Source organism: Kitasatospora herbaricolor, from assembly GCF_030813695.1.
Classification (GTDB): Bacteria; Actinomycetota; Actinomycetes; order Streptomycetales; family Streptomycetaceae; genus Kitasatospora; species Kitasatospora herbaricolor.
The window spans coordinates 6,563,664-6,579,583 of record NZ_JAUSVA010000002.1 but is presented as its reverse complement, the minus strand read 5'-3'; the positions used below and the strand labels follow the sequence as shown (position 1 = coordinate 6,579,583).

The window sequence follows — 15,920 nt, the reverse complement described above, 5'->3', positions numbered from 1 at the left end:
TCGCTACAGTGACCGCACGCACCACCGCCGGGCTTCGGGAGCCGCACCGGCGGGGTCGTCGCCCGGCGCGCCATCGCGCTCTGCGGGGCGGCGGCACGGGTGCCCTTCTCCCGGCCCGCGCCATGGCGGCGCACGGCCGGATCCTCGTATCAGAGTCGCTTCCTTCTTCTTGAGCGCCTGAGTACCACGGCGTACCCGCGGCACGGCCGGAGCGGACCGGCCCCCTCGGGTACGCCGGACCGTCATCTCCCTCCCCCGTGCGTGACCCTCCTCCGGCGGCCGCCGGCCCCCCGACGACGGGCGCGGCCGCGCCGCCGGAGCACGCCCGGGTCCACATGACAAGGAGTCAGGATCCAATGGAGCGTCCCTTTTCCACTGTCGCCGTGATCGGCCTGGGCACCATGGGTGCCGGCGTCGCGGTGGCGGTCGCCAGGAGCGGCCGCCGGGTGATCGGCGTCGAGGCGAACGGCGACAGCGCCGCCCGCGCCCTGGCCAGGATCGCGGAGACCACCGCCCACGACGTCGAGCGCGGCCGGATCACCGCCGAGGAGCGCACCGCGCTGCTCGCGCGGATCACCGTCGGCGACCGGCTGGACGCGGCGGCCGCCGCCGACCTGGTGATCGAGGAGGTCCCGGAGCAGCTTGAGCTGAAGCGGGAGATCTTCGCCGAGCTGGACCGGATCTGCCCCCCGGAGACGGTGCTCGCGACCGGTACCACCGCCCTGTCGGTGACCCGGATCGCGGCCGCCACCTCGCGCCCCGAGCGGGTGCTGGGCCTGCACTTCTTCAACCCCGTGCCGGTGATGAAGCTGGTCGAGGTGGTCCGCACCGTGCTGACCGCCCCGCCGGTGGCCGAGGCCGCCGCCGCCTTCGCCCGGGACCTCGGCAAGGAGCCGGTCGCGGCCGGCGACCGGGCCGGTTTCGTGGTCAACGGCCTGCTCTTCGCGTACCTGAACCAGGCCGCGGCGATGTTCGAGTCCAAGTACGCGACCCGGGAGGACATCGACGCCGCGATGCGACTCGGCTGCGGCCTGCCGATGGGCCCGCTGGCCCTGCTGGACCTGATCGGCGTCGACACCGCCCGGACCGTCCTGGAGGCGATGTACGAGCAGTCCAAGGACCGCCTGCACGCGCCGGCGCCGATCCTCGGCCAGCTGGTCTCGGCCGGACTGCTCGGCCGCAAGTCCGGGCGCGGTTTCTACACGTACGAGGCTCCCGGCTCCGCCAAGGTGGTGCCCGGCGCGGGCGGTGCCGCGGCCGGCCGGCCGGCCGGGCGTGAGGTGCGCAGCATCGGCGTCTGCGGCTCGGGCACGATGGCCACCGGCATCGTCGAGGTGTTCGCCAAGGCCGGCTACGGCGTGCTGCTGGCCGCCCGCAGCCAGGAGAAGGCGGACCGCGCCAAGGCCCAGCTGGCGAAGTCGCTGGAGCGCTCGGTCGCCAAGGGCCGGCTGACGGAGGAGCAGCGCGACGCGGCGCTCGCCCTGGTCACGCCGACCGGCTCGTACACCGACCTGGCCGAGGCCGACCTGGTGGTCGAGGCGGTGGCCGAGGACCTCGCGGTGAAGCGCGAGCTGTTCGCGACCCTCGACAAGATCTGCCGGCCGGGCGCGGTGCTGGCCACCACCACCTCCAGCCTGCCGGTGATCAGCTGCGCCGCCGCGACCTCGCGCCCGCAGGACGTGATCGGCATGCACTTCTTCAACCCGGCGCCGGCCATGAAGCTGGTCGAGGTGGTCTCGACCGTGCTGACCGCCCCGGACGTCACCGCCACCGTGCTCGACCTTTGCACCAAGGTGCGCAAGCACCCGGTGGAGTGCGGCGACCGTGCCGGCTTCATCGTGAACGCGCTGCTCTTCCCGTACCTGAACGACGCGGTGCGGATGCTGCAGGAGCACTACGCGACGGTGGACGACATCGACACCGCGATGAAGCTCGGCTGCGGGTACCCGATGGGCCCCTTCGAGCTGCTGGACGTGGTCGGCCTGGACGTCTCGCTGACCATCGAGCAGGTGCTGCACCAGGAGTTCCGCGAGCCCGGCCTGGCGGCCGCGCCGCTGCTGGAGCACCTGGTGGCGGCGGGCTGCCTGGGCCGCAAGACCGGCCGCGGGTTCCGCGACCACGCACGCCGATGACCGCCCCCGCAGGACCTTCCGGCGGCCTGCCCAGGGGCGGCTGGAGCCCCGCCCCGGTGTCCTCCCGGTGGCCCAGACCGAGCGTCGCCGGGCCCGTCGCCCCGGTGCGTCGGACAAGGCCGGAATCCGCGCCCGCCGGGACGTGTAGCGTTCCGGGCATGGATCGGGTTCAGGCAGCGTCCGAGCAGCAGTCCGCCGTACGGCAGCCGGCCGGCCGGCACGAACCGGCACGGCACGACCCGCCGCGGCCGGCCACGGCGGGCACCCCCGCCGCCGACCCCGGGCCGGGCGGGCGCCGGGCCGCGGCGCAGCGCCTGCAGATGCGGCAGGACCTCGCCACGGCGGCGATGGAGCTGTTCGCCGGGCAGGGCTACGAGGAGACGACGGTCGACCAGATCGCCGCGGCCGCCGGGGTCGCCCGGCGGACCTTCTTCCGGTACTTCCGGTCGAAGGAGGAGGCGATCTTCCCGGACCACGACGACACCCTGGTCCGGGTGGCCGACCTGCTGGCCAGCGCCGACTCCGAGGAGCACCCGCTGGACGTGGTCTGCCGGGGGATCAAGGAGGTGCTGCGGATGTACGCCTCCATGCCCTCGGTCTCGGTGGCCCGCTACCAGCTGATCCGCCAGGTGCCGGCGCTGCGCGAGCGGGAGATCGCCGTGGTGGCCCGGTACGAGCGCCTGTTCACCCGGTACCTGCTGGGCCGCTTCGACACGGCCGCGCAGATCCCGCCGGGCTGGCAGCGCGGCGGGGACGACGACTCGATGCTCGCCGAGGTCTCGGCGGCGGCGGTGGTCGCGGCGCACAACCACGTGCTGCGGCGCTGGCTGCGGGCCGGCGGGCACGGCGACGTGGAGGCCCAGCTGGACCACTCCTTCGAAGTGATCCGGGGGACGTTCTGGGCCACCGAGCCGTCCGGCGTCCGGCGCCGTGGGGCCCTTGTGGCACCCGGTGCCAGTAGTGACGCGACGTCCTCGCTGGAGTCGGCCGCGGCGAGCGCACTGAGTGCCACCCCGGGCGGTGAGGTCCTCATCACAGTGGCCCGCACCGACGCCCCGCTGGACATCGTGCTGGACAGCATCCGGGCCGCGCTGGCGGGCCCGAAGGCCAGCCAGTAGGGCGCGTTTCCGCAGGTCAAGAGAGTTCGAGAGGCCCGTCCCGGTCAGCCGGGGCGGGCCTCTCGCATGCCCGCCGAAGGGTGCTCGAACGGTTTTCCGGTTCACCTGAATTGATGACACCCAGTGTCTTTACGAGTGGCACAGGGTGCCACTACCTTGTTACTCACCAGTCGCGGCGCCGCGGCTCCCCACCTCGGCGCGCCGTCGTCAGGCACTCCCCCACCCCGGGAGTCAGGCCTCACCAAACCCACCCACCCTCAGCGAAGCCGGTGTCCGCTCCCGGCTCCCCCAGACGCCCTGTGCCCCTCACACAGGTACGCCTTCGGAGGCAGCCATGAAGGAAATCCTCGACGCGATCCTCAGCTCCGACAGCACCGCGGCGGACTTCGCCGCGCTCAAGCTGCCGGAGTCCTACCGGGCGGTCACGCTCCACAAGGACGAGGAGCAGATGTTCGCCGGCCTCGACAGCCGCGACAAGGACCCTCGCAAGTCCCTGCACCTGGACGACGTCGCCCTGCCCGAGCTCGGCCCGGGCGAGGCCCTGGTGGCCGTCATGGCCAGCGCCGTGAACTACAACACCGTGTGGAGCTCGATCTACGAGCCGGTCTCCACCTTCGGCTTCCTGGAGCGCTACGGCCGGCTCTCGCCGCTCACCAAGCGCCACGACCTGCCGTACCACGTGCTCGGCTCCGACCTCGCGGGCGTGGTCCTGCGCACCGGCGCCGGCGTCAACGCCTGGAAGCCGGGCGACGAGGTCGTCGCCCACTGCCTCTCGGTCGAGCTGGAGTCCTCGGACGGCCACAACGACACGATGATGGACCCGGAGCAGCGCATCTGGGGCTTCGAGACCAACTTCGGCGGCCTGGCCCAGATCGCCCTGGTCAAGACCAACCAGCTGATGCCCAAGCCGGCGCACCTCACCTGGGAGGAGGCCGCCTCCCCCGGCCTGGTCAACTCCACCGCCTACCGCCAGCTGGTCAGCCAGAACGGCGCCGGCATGAAGCAGGGCGACAACGTGCTGATCTGGGGCGCCAGCGGCGGCCTCGGCTCGTACGCCACCCAGTACGCGCTGGCCGGCGGCGCCACGCCGATCTGCGTCGTCTCCAACGACCAGAAGGCCGAGATCTGCCGGGCGATGGGCGCCGAGGCGATCATCGACCGCAGCGCCGAGGGCTACCGGTTCTGGAAGGACGAGAACACCCAGGACCCGCGCGAGTGGAAGCGCCTGGGCGGCCGGATCCGCGAGCTGACCGGCGGCGAGGACGTGGACATCGTCTTCGAGCACCCGGGCCGCGAGACCTTCGGCGCCTCGGTGTACGTCACCCGCAAGGGCGGCACCATCGTGACCTGCGCCTCCACCTCCGGCTTCATGCACCAGTACGACAACCGCTACCTGTGGATGTCGCTGAAGAAGATCGTCGGCTCGCACTTCGCCAACTACCGCGAGGCCTGGGAGGCCAACCGCCTGGTGGCGAAGGGCAAGATCCACCCGACCCTGTCCAAGGTCTACTCCCTCGACCAGACCGGCCAGGCCGCGCTCGACGTCCACCAGAACAAGCACCAGGGCAAGGTCGGCGTGCTCTGCCTGGCCCCGTCCGAGGGCCTGGGCGTGCGGGACCTCGAACTGCGCGAGAAGCACCTGCCGGCGATCAACCGCTTCAGGGACATCTGATGGCAGCGCCGAGCGAGCGGATCGTGCGCGACCGGCCCTGGCTGATGCGCACCTACGCGGGCCACTCCACCGCGAGCGACTCCAACGCGTTGTACCGCAAGAACCTCACCAAGGGGCAGACCGGCCTCTCGGTGGCCTTCGACCTGCCGACCCAGACGGGCTACGACTCCGACCACGTCCTCGCCCGCGGCGAGGTCGGCCGGGTCGGCGTCCCGGTGGGCCACGTCGGGGACATGCGGACGCTGTTCGACGGCATCCCGCTCGAACAGACCAACACCTCGATGACGATCAACGCCACCGCGATGTGGCTGCTGGCGCTCTACCAGGTGGTCGCCGAGGAGCAGGGCGCCGACATCGCCAAGCTCACCGGCACCACCCAGAACGACATCGTCAAGGAGTACCTCTCGCGCGGGACGCACGTCTTCCCGCCCGGCCCGTCCGTCCGGCTGATCACCGACATGATCGCCTACACGGTCGGCAACATCCCCAAGTGGAACCCGATCAACATCTGCAGCTACCACCTGCAGGAGGCCGGGGCCACCCCGGTCCAGGAGATCGCCTACGCGATGTGCACCGCGATCTCCGTGCTGGACGCCGTCCGCGACTCCGGCCAGGTGCCGGCGGAGCGGATGGGCGAGGTGGTCGCCCGGATCTCCTTCTTCGTGAACGCCGGCGTGCGCTTCGTCGAGGAGATGTGCAAGATGCGCGCCTTCGCCCAGCTCTGGGAGAAGGTCACCCTGGAGCGCTACGGCATCCAGGACGCCAAGCAGCGCCGGTTCCGGTACGGCGTGCAGGTCAACTCGCTCGGCCTGACCGAGGCCCAGCCGGAGAACAACGTCCAGCGGATCGTCCTGGAGATGCTGGCCGTCACCCTCTCCAAGGACGCCCGCGCCCGCGCCGTCCAGCTGCCTGCCTGGAACGAGGCCCTCGGCCTGCCCCGCCCGTGGGACCAGCAGTGGTCGCTGCGGATCCAGCAGGTGCTGGCCTACGAGTCCGACCTGCTGGAGTACGGCGACATCTTCAACGGCTCCGAGGTCATCGAGACCAAGACGGCCGCGCTGCTGGCCGGCGCCGAGGCGGAGATCGCCAAGGTGCTGGAGATGGGCGGGGTCATCCCGGCCGTCGAGTCCGGCTACCTGAAGTCCAACCTGGTCTCCTCGCACGCCGAGCGGCGGGCCAGGATCGAGTCCGGCGAGGACAAGATCGTCGGGGTCAACTGCTTCGACACCACCGAGGAGAGCCCGCTCACGGCCGACCTCGACACCGCGATCATGGTGGTGGACCCGGCCTCCGAGCAGTCGGTGCTGGGCGCGCTCAAGAAGTGGCGGGAGAACCGCGACGAGAGCGCCGTCCAGAGTGCCCTGGAGCAGCTGCGGGCGACCGCGGTCACCTCGGACAACCTGATGCCCGCCACGCTGGCCTGCGCCCGCGCGGGGGTCACCACCGGCGAGTGGTCCTTCGCCCTGCGGGACGTCTTCGGCGAGTACCGCGCGCCCACCGGCGTCGGCGGCGCCCCGGTCGCGGTCGCGGCCGAGCCCGGCGGCGAGCTGGCCGCCGTCCGTGAGGCGGTGGCCGCCACGGCCGCCGAGCTGGGCGCCGGCAAGCTGCGCCTGCTGGTCGGCAAGCCCGGCCTGGACGGGCACTCCAACGGCGCCGAGCAGATCGCCGTCCGGGCCCGCGACGCCGGCTTCGAGGTGGTCTACCAGGGCATCCGGCTGACGCCCGAGCAGATCGTCTCCGCCGCCGTCGCGGAGGACGTGCACTGCGTGGGTCTGTCGATCCTTTCCGGGGCGCACCCGGAGCTGGTGCCCGACGTCCTGAACCGCCTGCGGCGGGCCGGGGTGGAGGATGTCCCCGTGATCGTGGGTGGCATCATCCCGGCAGCGGACGGCGAGGCCCTCAAGGCCGCCGGCGTCGCTGCCGTGTTCACCCCGAAGGACTTCGGCATCACCACCATCATCGGCCGGATCGTGGACGAGATCCGGCTGGCCAACAGGCTCCAGCCCTGGACGCCGACCACCGCCGCGTCCACCAGCTGACCCCGGAAGGAACTGACCCACCCTCATGAGCACCGTCAACCGGCTCCGCCCCCGCCGCTCCTGCCTCGCCGTACCGGGCAGCAACCCGCGCTTCCTGGAGAAGGCCCAGGGCCTGCCCGCCGACCAGGTCTTCCTCGACCTGGAGGACGCCTGCGCCCCGCTGGTCAAGGAGAGCGCCCGGCACAACATCGTCGACGCCCTGAACAACGGCGACTGGGGCAAGAAGACCAAGGTCGTCCGGGTCAACGACTGGACCACCCACTGGACGTACCGCGACGTGATCACCGTCGTCGAGGGCGCCGGCCCGAACCTCGACTGCATCATGCTGCCCAAGGTCCAGGACGCGACCCAGGTCAAGGCCCTCGACCTGCTGCTCACCCAGATCGAGAAGACCATGGGCTTCGAGGTCGGCAAGATCGGCATCGAGGCGCAGATCGAGAACGCCAAGGGCCTGGTGAACGTCGACGAGATCGCCGCCGCCTCGCCCCGGCTGGAGACCATCATCTTCGGCCCGGCCGACTTCATGGCCTCGATCAACATGAAGACCCTGGTGGTCGGCCAGCAGCCCCCCGGCTACCCGGCGGACGCCTACCACTACATCCTGATGCGCATCCTGATGGCCGCCCGCACCCACGACCTGCAGGCCATCGACGGTCCCTACCTGCAGATCCGCAACGCCGAGGGCTACCGCGAGGTGGCCGGCCGCGCCGCCGCGCTGGGCTTCGACGGCAAGTGGGTCCTGCACCCGGACCAGGTCGCCGCCGCGAACGAGATCTTCTCGCCCTCGCAGGAGGACTACGACCACGCCGAGCTGATCCTGGACGCCTACGACTGGTGCACCTCCGAGGCCGGCGGCGCCAAGGGCTCCGCGATGCTGGGCGACGAGATGATCGACGAGGCCAGCCGCAAGATGGCCCTGGTCATCGCGGGCAAGGGCCGCGCCGCGGGCTTCGAGCGCACCTCGAAGTTCGAGCCCCCGCAGTCCTGAGCCCCGCCCGCACCCCTGCCTCTAAGGACATCTCATGCAGTTCGGACGCACCTACGAAGAGTTCGAGGTCGGCGCGGTCTACAAGCACTGGCCGGGAAAGACCGTCACCGAGTACGACGACCACCTCTTCTGTCTGCTCACGATGAACCACCACCCGCTCCACATGGACACGAACTACGCCGAGAAGACGACCGACTTCGGCCGGAACGTGGTCGTGGGCAACTACATCTACTCGCTGCTGCTCGGCATGTCCGTCCCGGACGTCTCCGGCAAGGCGATCGCCAACCTGGAGATCGAGTCGCTGCGCCACATCGCGCCGACCTTCCACGGCGACACGATCTACGGCGAGACCGTCGTGCTCGACAAGTGGCCGTCCAAGTCCAAGGACGACCGCGGCATCGTCCACGTCGAGACCAAGGGCTACAAGCAGGACGGCACGGTCGTCTGCATCTTCCGCCGCAAGGTGATGGTGCCGACCGAGACGTACATCAAGGCCCGCGGCGGCGAGCAGCCCGGCCGCCCCGAGCCGCTGTCCTAGCGGCTCCGGCCCCGCCCGGGGCCGGCCCCCGAGACCCCGGAACGAGGGGCCGCCGTCATCGGCCGCTCTCCGGTCACGGGGGGCTCCGCGGAAGTCACGCCCGCGGAGCCCCCCGTACCCCTCCCGTACCCCCTGCACCGCCGCACCCTCTCGTCACCCCGCACCCCCGCGGCACGCACGCCCCCTCACCCCCACCCTCACTTTTTCCTTTGCATGACAGGAGCCGCACGATGGGACGCCTCGCACAGACCGACGGCCTCACCGAGATCCAGCGGGACATCCTCGCCACCGTGCGGGACTTTGTCGACAAGGAGATCATTCCGGTCGCCACCGAGCTGGAGCACAAGGACGAGTACCCCACCGCCATCGTCGAGGGGATGAAGCAGCTGGGCCTGTTCGGCCTGACCATCCCCGAGGAGTTCGGCGGCCTCGGGGAGTCGCTGCTCACCTACGCCCTGGTGGTGGAGGAGATCGCCCGCGGCTGGATGTCCGTCTCCGGCATCGTCAACACCCACTTCATCGTGGCGCACATGATCAACGCGCACGGCACCCAGGAGCAGAAGGAGTACTTCCTGCCCAGGATGGCGGCCGGCGAGATCCGCGGCGCCTTCTCGATGTCCGAGCCGGGCCTCGGCTCCGACGTCGCGGCGATCTCCACCAAGGGCGTGAAGGACGGCGACTTCTACGTCCTCAACGGCCAGAAGATGTGGCTGACCAACGGCGGCACCTCCACCCTGGTCGCAGTCCTCTGCAAGACCGACGAGGGCGGCAGCACGCCGTACCGCAACATGACCACCTTCCTGATCGAGAAGACGCCCGGCTTCGGCCCGAACCCGACCGTCCCCGGCCTCACCGTGCCCGGGAAGATCGAGAAGATGGGCTACAAGGGCGTCGACACCACCGAGCTGGTGCTGCAGGACGTCCGGATCCCGGCCGACCGGATCCTGGGCGGCGTCCCCGGCAAGGGCTTCTACCAGATGATGGACGGCGTCGAGGTCGGCCGGGTCAACGTGGCCGCCCGCGGCTGCGGAGTGGCCCGCCGCGCCTTCGAGCTGGGCATCTCCTACGCCCAGCAGCGCTCGACCTTCGGCAAGAAGATCTCCGAGCACCAGGCCATCCAGTTCAAGCTGGCCGAGATGGCCACCAAGGTCGAGGCCGCGCACCAGATGATGGTGATGGCCGCCCGCAAGAAGGACAGCGGCGAGCGCAACGACCTGGAGGCCGGCATGGCCAAGTACCTCGCCTCCGAGTACTGCAAGGAGGTCGTGGAGGACTCCTTCCGCATCCACGGCGGCTACGGCTTCTCCAAGGAGTACGAGATCGAGCGCCTCTACCGGGAGGCTCCGATGCTGCTCATCGGTGAAGGAACCGCGGAGATCCAGAAGATGATCGTGGGACGCCGCCTGCTGGAGGAGTACCGACTCGCCGACTGACCGGAGCAATTCCGGTTGACGGCCGGTGGACGGGCGTGCGGGCCCGACCCGGCACCGCCGTACCCCCGTACCCCGGCCTGGTCCGCCGCGGGTCGGTACGGCGCCACAGGGGCGGCCGCAGGGCGCATGTCAGTAGGTATGCGCCCTGCGGCCGCTTCCGCACGCCCCCGCGCACACACCCATTGGGCTGAGACATGGGTCACCCGGATCTGCGGACCCCTTGGGAACCGAACCCGGGCGAGCTACGGTCGTACACATAGCAGGGGCACCCCCGCGCAGCCCAGGACAGATGAACGAGCAGGCGGGTTGCCCACCCACCGTGTGCTCCCGATAGCATCCACCGGGACAGCACAGCCGTCCCTTTATCACTCGATCCCCGCGGTGGCCCCCGTCCAGCGGCCATGATCCCCCGCGACTAAGGTCTTCGATGCCCATCAGCCCGTCCCCTCACACCTCCGTCACGGACCGCGATGCCCTCGCCGCTCCGACGGCCGGTCGGCGACCCCGCGTGACCATCGCGCGCGGAGCCACCCCCTGGTTCGTCCCCACCCTGGCCACGGCCGCCCTCACCACCGCCCTCACCAGGCGCAGCGGTAAGTGGGCCCTGGCGGCGGTGCCGGCCTGTGCGCTCAGCGCGGGCATGCTGTGGTTCTTCCGCGACCCCGAGCGTGAGATCAGCACCGGCCGAGTGATCTCGCCCGCCGACGGCGTGGTGCAGAGCATCGACGCCTGGCCGGACGGCCGCACCCGGGTGGCGATCTTCATGAGCCCGCTGAACGTCCACGTGAACCGGGCGCCCCTGCCCGGCACCGTGACCTCGGTCGAGCACGTCGCCGGCGGGTTCGTCCCGGCGTTCAACAAGGACAGCGACCAGAACGAACGTGTCGTGTGGCACTTCGACACCGAGCTCGGCGACATCGAGATGGTGCAGATCGCGGGGGCCGTGGCCCGCCGGATCGTGCCGTACGTGAACGCGGGCACCAAGGTCGAGCAGGGCGAGCGGATCGGTCTGATCCGCTTCGGCTCGCGCGTCGACACCTACCTGCCGGCCGGCGTCGAGGTCGGCGTCGAGGTCGGCCAGAAGACCACTGCCGGGGTGACACGCCTTGACCGTGACTGATCCTGAGACGATCGCGGGTCTGGACGACGAGGAGACGGAGCTGCGTCGCCGCCGCTGGGCGCGCGACCGCGAGCTGCGCGCTCCGCGTTCGCCCCAGCACCTGTCCACCGCTGACTTCCTGACCCTGGGGAACGCCGTCTGCGGCTTCCTGGCGATCTACTCGATCACCACCGGGGTCCTGGTCCCGCACATCACCAACCCGGACGCCGCGCCGGACCGGCACAGCGCCGCCACCGCCGTGGTGCTGCTGCTCATCGGCTCGATGTGCGACCTGTTCGACGGCCTGGTGGCACGCAAGCTGCGTTCCTCCGCGCTCGGCGCCGAACTGGACAACCTGGCCGACCTGATCAGCTTCGGCATCGCGCCGGCCTACTTCGTCGCGGTCTGGGGCATGGTCTCGCCGGGCTCCGACAGCCGGCTGTCGGCCCTGATCGCCCTCACGGTGCTGCTCTCGGTGGTGCTGCGGCTCGCCCGCTTCTCCGCCGTGAAGATGCGTCCGGGGGTCTTCCAGGGCATGCCCTGCCCGATGGGCGCGATGACGGTGATCGCCATCGTGCTGCTGGACCCGCCGTTCCTGCCGGGCCTGCTGGCCATCGCCGGTACCGCGTACCTGATGATGAGCCGGATCGAGTACCCGAAGCCGCAGGGCCTGCTGGCCACCGCGACGCTCTGCTGGATCGTCGTCAGCATCGGCTGCCTGGCCGCCTGGGCGACCGGCCTGCCGGGTGGCGACACCCTGCTGCACATCGGCGCCTTCGCCCAGATCGCGCTGGCCGCGATGGCCCCGCTGCTGGTCATCCGCCGCAAGGTCGGCCAGAAGGTCGGCGACGTCCGCGCCCGCCGGGCGGAGTCCCGCCTCGGCTGCGACGGCGAGCTGTAGCGGCAACGCACCACGCAGTACGAAGGGCCCGGATCCACCAGGATCCGGGCCCTTCGTACTGCGTACGGCCGATGGGGGCGGCAGGGGCCGCGTGCCTAGGCGCCGCCGTTGTGCACCGAGAAGGCCGAGCGGCGGGCCGCCCGGGCCACCGCCGGGTCGGGGTGCACGCCGGAGACGGCGGTCAGGACGGAGGCCGCGCGCGGGTGCCCGGACTGCCGGGCCCGGGCGAAGAGCCGTACCGGGTCGCCCGCCGAGGCGCCCTCGACGTGGCCGACCAGCAGTCCGGTCTCCCCGTGGTCCAGGACGGCGGCGGCGGTGTCGACCCAGAGCCAGGCGGCGTCCTCCGCCCCGAGGACGTCGGCCGGGGAGACGCCCTCCTCGTCCGACTGCTCGGCGAGCCACAGCAGGGCGTACGGGCGCAGCACGGGCTCGTCGACGGCGGCCCTGACCGCCTGCTCGGCGGTGCCGCCGGCCACCCGCAGCGCCTCGAAGGCGAGGCCGCGCACCAGGGCGTCGTCGCCCTGCGCCGCGTCCAGCAGCTCGGCGACGGCGCGGTCCACCGGCCGGGCGGCGACCCAGGCGCGGTACTCGGCGCGGGCCGGGCCCGGGGAGTAGTCGGCGCAGGCGTTGAGGAGCTCCAGCGCGCTCTGCTCGATGTGCCCGGCCGCGGTCTGCGCGACGGTGCAGATCTCCTCCAGCTTGGCGCGCACCGCCCAGTGTCCGAGCGGGGAGAGTTCGGCGGCCTCGTCCAGCCGGATCACGGCGCCGACGGCCGCCAGGCCGTCCAGCATCCAGTCCAGCACGGCGGCGACGTCGGAGGGCGCCGCCGGGGTGTCCACCTGGGGCTCCCGGCAGGTGCCGCGGACGGCCGAGACCGCGGAGGCCGCGTGCGGGACGGGCGACAGCGACAGCAGGCCGGTGCCGGCCCCCATCCGGCGCTCGTCCAGGCCGCGGCGCAGCAGCTCCATCAGCTCGCCGTCGGAGACCGGGCCGTCCACCAGGTGGAGGAAGGAGAGCAGCTGCGGGGCCTGGTCGACCGCCTGCCCGGCGAGCACCGCGAAGACACCGCGCAGGGCGGCGGGCGGTACCGGGGCGAGCAGCGTCCAGGCGTCGAAGAGCGCGGACCAGCCGCGGACCACGGCCTCGTCGTCGTGCTCCCAGGCGTGCAGGCGCCAGCCGGGGGCGGCGCCGCCGTCGCGGGGCTCGACCAGCCCGACCAGCAGGGCCTGGCCCCAGGCCTTGGCGGCGGCGCCGACGGTCATCGCGAGCGCGCGTCCGGCGGCGCGGGCGTCCTCGGGGAGGAGTTCGCCGCGCTTGTCGACCTGCTCCAGCTCGCCGGCCCAGCGGGCGATCCGGACGGCGTCGACGAGCATCCGCCGGGCCAGCGGGGCCAGCTCGGCGGGGGCGGGGAAGCCTTCGGGTACGGGTGCGCGCCCGCGACCGGGAGCCGGTGCGGGGCCACGGCGGCGGGGTGCGCCGGGAGTGCCCGGGCGCGCACCGTCGGGACGGTGGGCCGTACCGGGCAGACGGGTCACCGTCGCGCCGGTACCGATCGTCGGCGGGAGCGGGGCATCACGGTCGCGCGGGTTCCGAGACGTCACGCCGTGCAGTCTTCCCCGTGCACGGGCGTTCTGTCACATCGAGTTCGGCGAGTCTGCGGGGAGCCGGGGCGGGGAGGGCCGCAAGATCGGGCAACAGACCCCAAACCGGGCTTGCGCACCGCAAAAATGACGTGGTCACGCCACCTATTGGATGGTGTACCCCCCGGCGAGGGGCGGCCCGGGCCGCTGCCGCCGGGTGCCTCGCACGGCGGCCCGGGCGGGCCCGGCAGGGGGCGCCGGGGCCGGTGCGGCGGCTCGGGTCACGGCGGCCGCGCGGGTCGCAGCAGCCGCCCGGGTCACAACAGCGGCGTGAGGAAGCGCCGCAGGTTCTCCTCGTACCCGTGCGGGTCGGCGTTCCACAGCGCGGCGTGCGCGGCCCCGGGCACCGGGCGCAGGCTGACCAGGTCCTCACGGCGGCCGGCCAGACGCTCGGCGGCCGGCCAGGGGGCGACCGCGTCGTCCGGGCTCTGCATCAGCAGCGTCGGCACCCGCAGGTCGGTGCCCTCGGCGAGCCGTGCGAAGCCCGCCAGGTCGACGCCGGAGCGCCCCTGGGCGGCCAGTGCCCCGAGCCCGGCCAGCGGGGCGCTGACACCCGCCCCGGCGGCCTCCCTGCGCACCGTCCTGGACCAGTCGAGCACCGGCGAGTCGAGGATCAGGCCGCTCACCGCCTCGGCCCAGGCCGAGCGGGCCGCCGTCTGGAGGGCCATGGTGGCGCCCAGCGACCAGCCGAACAGCACGACCTTGCCCGCGCCGCTGTCCAGCGCCAGCCGGACGGCCGCCTCGACGTCGCGCCACTCGGTGTCGCCGAAGTGGCCGAGCCCGTCGGGCGAGGCCGGCGCGCCCTCGTCGCCCCGGTAGGTGACGGCCAGCACCGGCAGTCGCAGGCGGTGCAGCAGCGGGACGACCGGGAGCGTCTGCTGCCGGTCCGCCCCCGGGCCGTGCACCAGCAGCACCCAGGTGCCGCGCATCCCGTCCAGGTACCAGGCGGGCAGCGGCCCGGCCTCGCCGACCGCGGCGGTCTCCAGGAAGGGCAGCCCGAGCGCGGTGGTCGGGTCCCCCAGGTGGACCCGGGGGGTCAGCCGCACCACGGTGCCGGTCTCCAGGGTGCCGGTGTCCGCCCGCTCCAGCCGGCGGGTGACGGCCTGCTGGTCGCTCTGCAGGACCTCGCCGACCACCGCGTGGCCGTCGGCCCCCCATTCCAGGGCGTAGCGGCCCGGACGGGCGGTCTCCACCGTCCGGGTGAGGGTGACCCGGCCGGCGGCCACGCCGAGCACCCGGACCGGCCGGGCGCCGGACGCGTGGTCCGCGCGGGGGTGCACCGCCCGCTCCGACACCTTGCGCCCGAGGGCCAGTACGGCCACGCCCGTACCGGCCGCGGCGGCCGCCACGACTGCTGCGGTTCCCCAACGCATATCTCGCTCCCCGCTCTGCTGCTCCCTGCCGGGCGGCCGGCCACGGCCCGGTTGGATCCGCTCCCCAGTCCACGCGTCGCGGGGCCGGGCGGCCACCGGTGCGGGGCCGTCCGGGGCACGGGCGGGGATCGGAAGCGGGCGGGCGGGGAGCCGTGCGGAGCGCGGAGGAAGGAACCCGGAAAGGGGGACGCGGAGGAAGAAAGGGGAAGGAGAGGCTCGGGGGTCAGACCGGGATCTCGGTGGGCCGCCGGGACAGCAGCTCCCAGAAGCGCTCGCCGAGCGGCCGGGTCTGCCGCGGGGGCTCGGGCTGCGCCGGGGCGGACGACCCCCAGCCGCCGGAGCCCCAGTGCGCCGTCACCTGGTACTCGTTCTGCAGGTCCGTCAGCACCGCCGCGAGCAGTTCCTTCGGCACCGGGACGATCCGCCCGACCGCCTTCACCTGGGCCTGCCAGCGCCCGTCGACGCAACGGCGCAGCCGCTGGTCCAGCTCCTCCCCACGGCCGAGGACGGCCACCACCTCCCGCAGCGTCATCCCGAGCACCTGGGCGAGCGCGTACGTCCGGTCCTCGTCCCCGGTCCACCGGCCGGCGTCCTCGGCGAGGTCGTAGGCGCGCGGCGACAGGCCGATCCGGCGGGCGGCCTCGTCCCGGCCGAGCTCCCGGGCCACCCGGAAGTCGCGCAGGCAGGCCGGCCGGGCTCCCATCAACTGGGCGGGCGGGCACCACAGGGCGCGGGCGAGGGCGATGAACTCCTCCTCGGAGGGCCGGATCTCCCCCGTCTCCCAGCCGATCACGTGGGCCGGCAGCAGCCGGACCCCGTGCGCGGCCATCCCCTCCGCCACTTGATGAGGGGTCAGGCCCAGCCCGGCGCGGTGCGCCCTGGCCGCCATGGGCGAGAAGGGCACCGGCGTCACGGAGGGCTGTCTGGATCGCATGAGCAACGACCGTACGGGCCGGGCCCGGACGGCCCCAGACGCCGAACGCACGA

The 15,920-nt window shown here is 72.6% G+C and carries 12 protein-coding genes; 9 read left to right on the top strand and 3 right to left on the bottom strand.

Annotated elements, in window-relative coordinates; genetic code table 11:
* The first annotated feature begins 356 nt into the window (after positions 1–356).
* From J2S46_RS28905 to J2S46_RS28865, 9 genes are all read left to right on the top strand, one after another.
* Positions 357–2,132, top strand: a complete 1,776-nt coding sequence (locus tag J2S46_RS28905) for a 3-hydroxyacyl-CoA dehydrogenase family protein (RefSeq protein WP_191289845.1) — start codon at positions 357–359, stop codon at positions 2,130–2,132.
* 158 nt (positions 2,133–2,290) lie between these two features.
* Positions 2,291–3,250 (top strand): TetR family transcriptional regulator, encoded by a 960-nt coding sequence (locus tag J2S46_RS28900; RefSeq protein WP_191289846.1) that lies wholly within the window; start codon positions 2,291–2,293, stop codon positions 3,248–3,250.
* A 334-nt stretch (positions 3,251–3,584) separates the two neighbouring features.
* A complete protein-coding gene (ccrA, locus tag J2S46_RS28895; RefSeq protein WP_073928802.1) occupies positions 3,585–4,922 on the top strand; it encodes a crotonyl-CoA carboxylase/reductase in 1,338 nt (445 codons plus the stop codon).
* Complete coding sequence (locus J2S46_RS28890; protein WP_191289847.1) at positions 4,922–6,961, top strand: ethylmalonyl-CoA mutase; 2,040 nt, start codon at positions 4,922–4,924, stop codon at positions 6,959–6,961. Before ccrA ends, J2S46_RS28890 begins: the two co-directional genes overlap by 1 nt.
* 25 nt (positions 6,962–6,986) lie before the next feature.
* A complete protein-coding gene (locus J2S46_RS28885) occupies positions 6,987–7,949 on the top strand; it encodes an HpcH/HpaI aldolase/citrate lyase family protein (RefSeq protein WP_073928804.1) in 963 nt (320 codons plus the stop codon).
* A gap of 34 nt (positions 7,950–7,983) precedes the next feature.
* Positions 7,984–8,487 carry a MaoC family dehydratase gene (locus J2S46_RS28880; protein ID WP_190208696.1) on the top strand — a complete coding sequence of 168 codons (504 nt, stop codon included), beginning with the start codon at positions 7,984–7,986 and terminating at the stop codon, positions 8,485–8,487.
* 230 nt (positions 8,488–8,717) lie between these two features.
* Positions 8,718–9,920, top strand: a complete 1,203-nt coding sequence (locus J2S46_RS28875; RefSeq protein WP_073928806.1) for an acyl-CoA dehydrogenase family protein — start codon at positions 8,718–8,720, stop codon at positions 9,918–9,920.
* Between the two features lie 427 nt (positions 9,921–10,347).
* Complete coding sequence (locus tag J2S46_RS28870; protein WP_229912675.1) at positions 10,348–11,040, top strand: phosphatidylserine decarboxylase; 693 nt, start codon at positions 10,348–10,350, stop codon at positions 11,038–11,040.
* Positions 11,027–11,920: a CDP-alcohol phosphatidyltransferase family protein gene (locus J2S46_RS28865; RefSeq protein ID WP_073928808.1), complete on the top strand. Its 894-nt coding sequence runs from the start codon at positions 11,027–11,029 to the stop codon at positions 11,918–11,920. Before J2S46_RS28870 ends, J2S46_RS28865 begins: the two co-directional genes overlap by 14 nt.
* 95 nt (positions 11,921–12,015) lie before the next feature.
* Here the strand turns inward: J2S46_RS28865 and J2S46_RS28860 are convergent, their stop codons facing one another.
* The 3 genes from J2S46_RS28860 to J2S46_RS28850 form a co-directional block, all read right to left on the bottom strand.
* Positions 12,016–13,521 (bottom strand): hypothetical protein, encoded by a 1,506-nt coding sequence (locus J2S46_RS28860; RefSeq protein WP_229912676.1) that lies wholly within the window; start codon positions 13,519–13,521, stop codon positions 12,016–12,018.
* 296 nt (positions 13,522–13,817) lie between these two features.
* Entirely contained in the window at positions 13,818–14,933 is a 1,116-nt protein-coding gene (locus J2S46_RS28855; protein WP_191289848.1) for an alpha/beta hydrolase family protein, read from the bottom strand.
* A gap of 223 nt (positions 14,934–15,156) precedes the next feature.
* A complete protein-coding gene (locus tag J2S46_RS28850) occupies positions 15,157–15,867 on the bottom strand; it encodes a helix-turn-helix domain-containing protein (protein WP_191289849.1) in 711 nt (236 codons plus the stop codon).
* Positions 15,868–15,920 lie beyond the last annotated feature (53 nt).

Excerpts from the sequence above, each read along its gene's own strand:
- J2S46_RS28890 (WP_191289847.1), top strand. The coding sequence starts at position 4,922 with ATGGCAGCGCCGAGCGAGCGGATCGTGCGCGACCGGCCCTGGCTGATG.
- J2S46_RS28885 (WP_073928804.1), top strand. The coding sequence starts at position 6,987 with ATGAGCACCGTCAACCGGCTCCGCCCCCGCCGCTCCTGCCTCGCCGTA.
- J2S46_RS28870 (WP_229912675.1), top strand. The coding sequence starts at position 10,348 with ATGCCCATCAGCCCGTCCCCTCACACCTCCGTCACGGACCGCGATGCC.
- J2S46_RS28850 (WP_191289849.1), bottom strand. The coding sequence starts at position 15,867 with ATGCGATCCAGACAGCCCTCCGTGACGCCGGTGCCCTTCTCGCCCATG.
- J2S46_RS28855 (WP_191289848.1), bottom strand. The coding sequence starts at position 14,933 with ATGCGTTGGGGAACCGCAGCAGTCGTGGCGGCCGCCGCGGCCGGTACG.
- J2S46_RS28900 (WP_191289846.1), top strand. The coding sequence starts at position 2,291 with ATGGATCGGGTTCAGGCAGCGTCCGAGCAGCAGTCCGCCGTACGGCAG.
- ccrA (WP_073928802.1), top strand. The coding sequence starts at position 3,585 with ATGAAGGAAATCCTCGACGCGATCCTCAGCTCCGACAGCACCGCGGCG.
- J2S46_RS28875 (WP_073928806.1), top strand. The coding sequence starts at position 8,718 with ATGGGACGCCTCGCACAGACCGACGGCCTCACCGAGATCCAGCGGGAC.
- J2S46_RS28905 (WP_191289845.1), top strand. The coding sequence starts at position 357 with ATGGAGCGTCCCTTTTCCACTGTCGCCGTGATCGGCCTGGGCACCATG.
- J2S46_RS28880 (WP_190208696.1), top strand. The coding sequence starts at position 7,984 with ATGCAGTTCGGACGCACCTACGAAGAGTTCGAGGTCGGCGCGGTCTAC.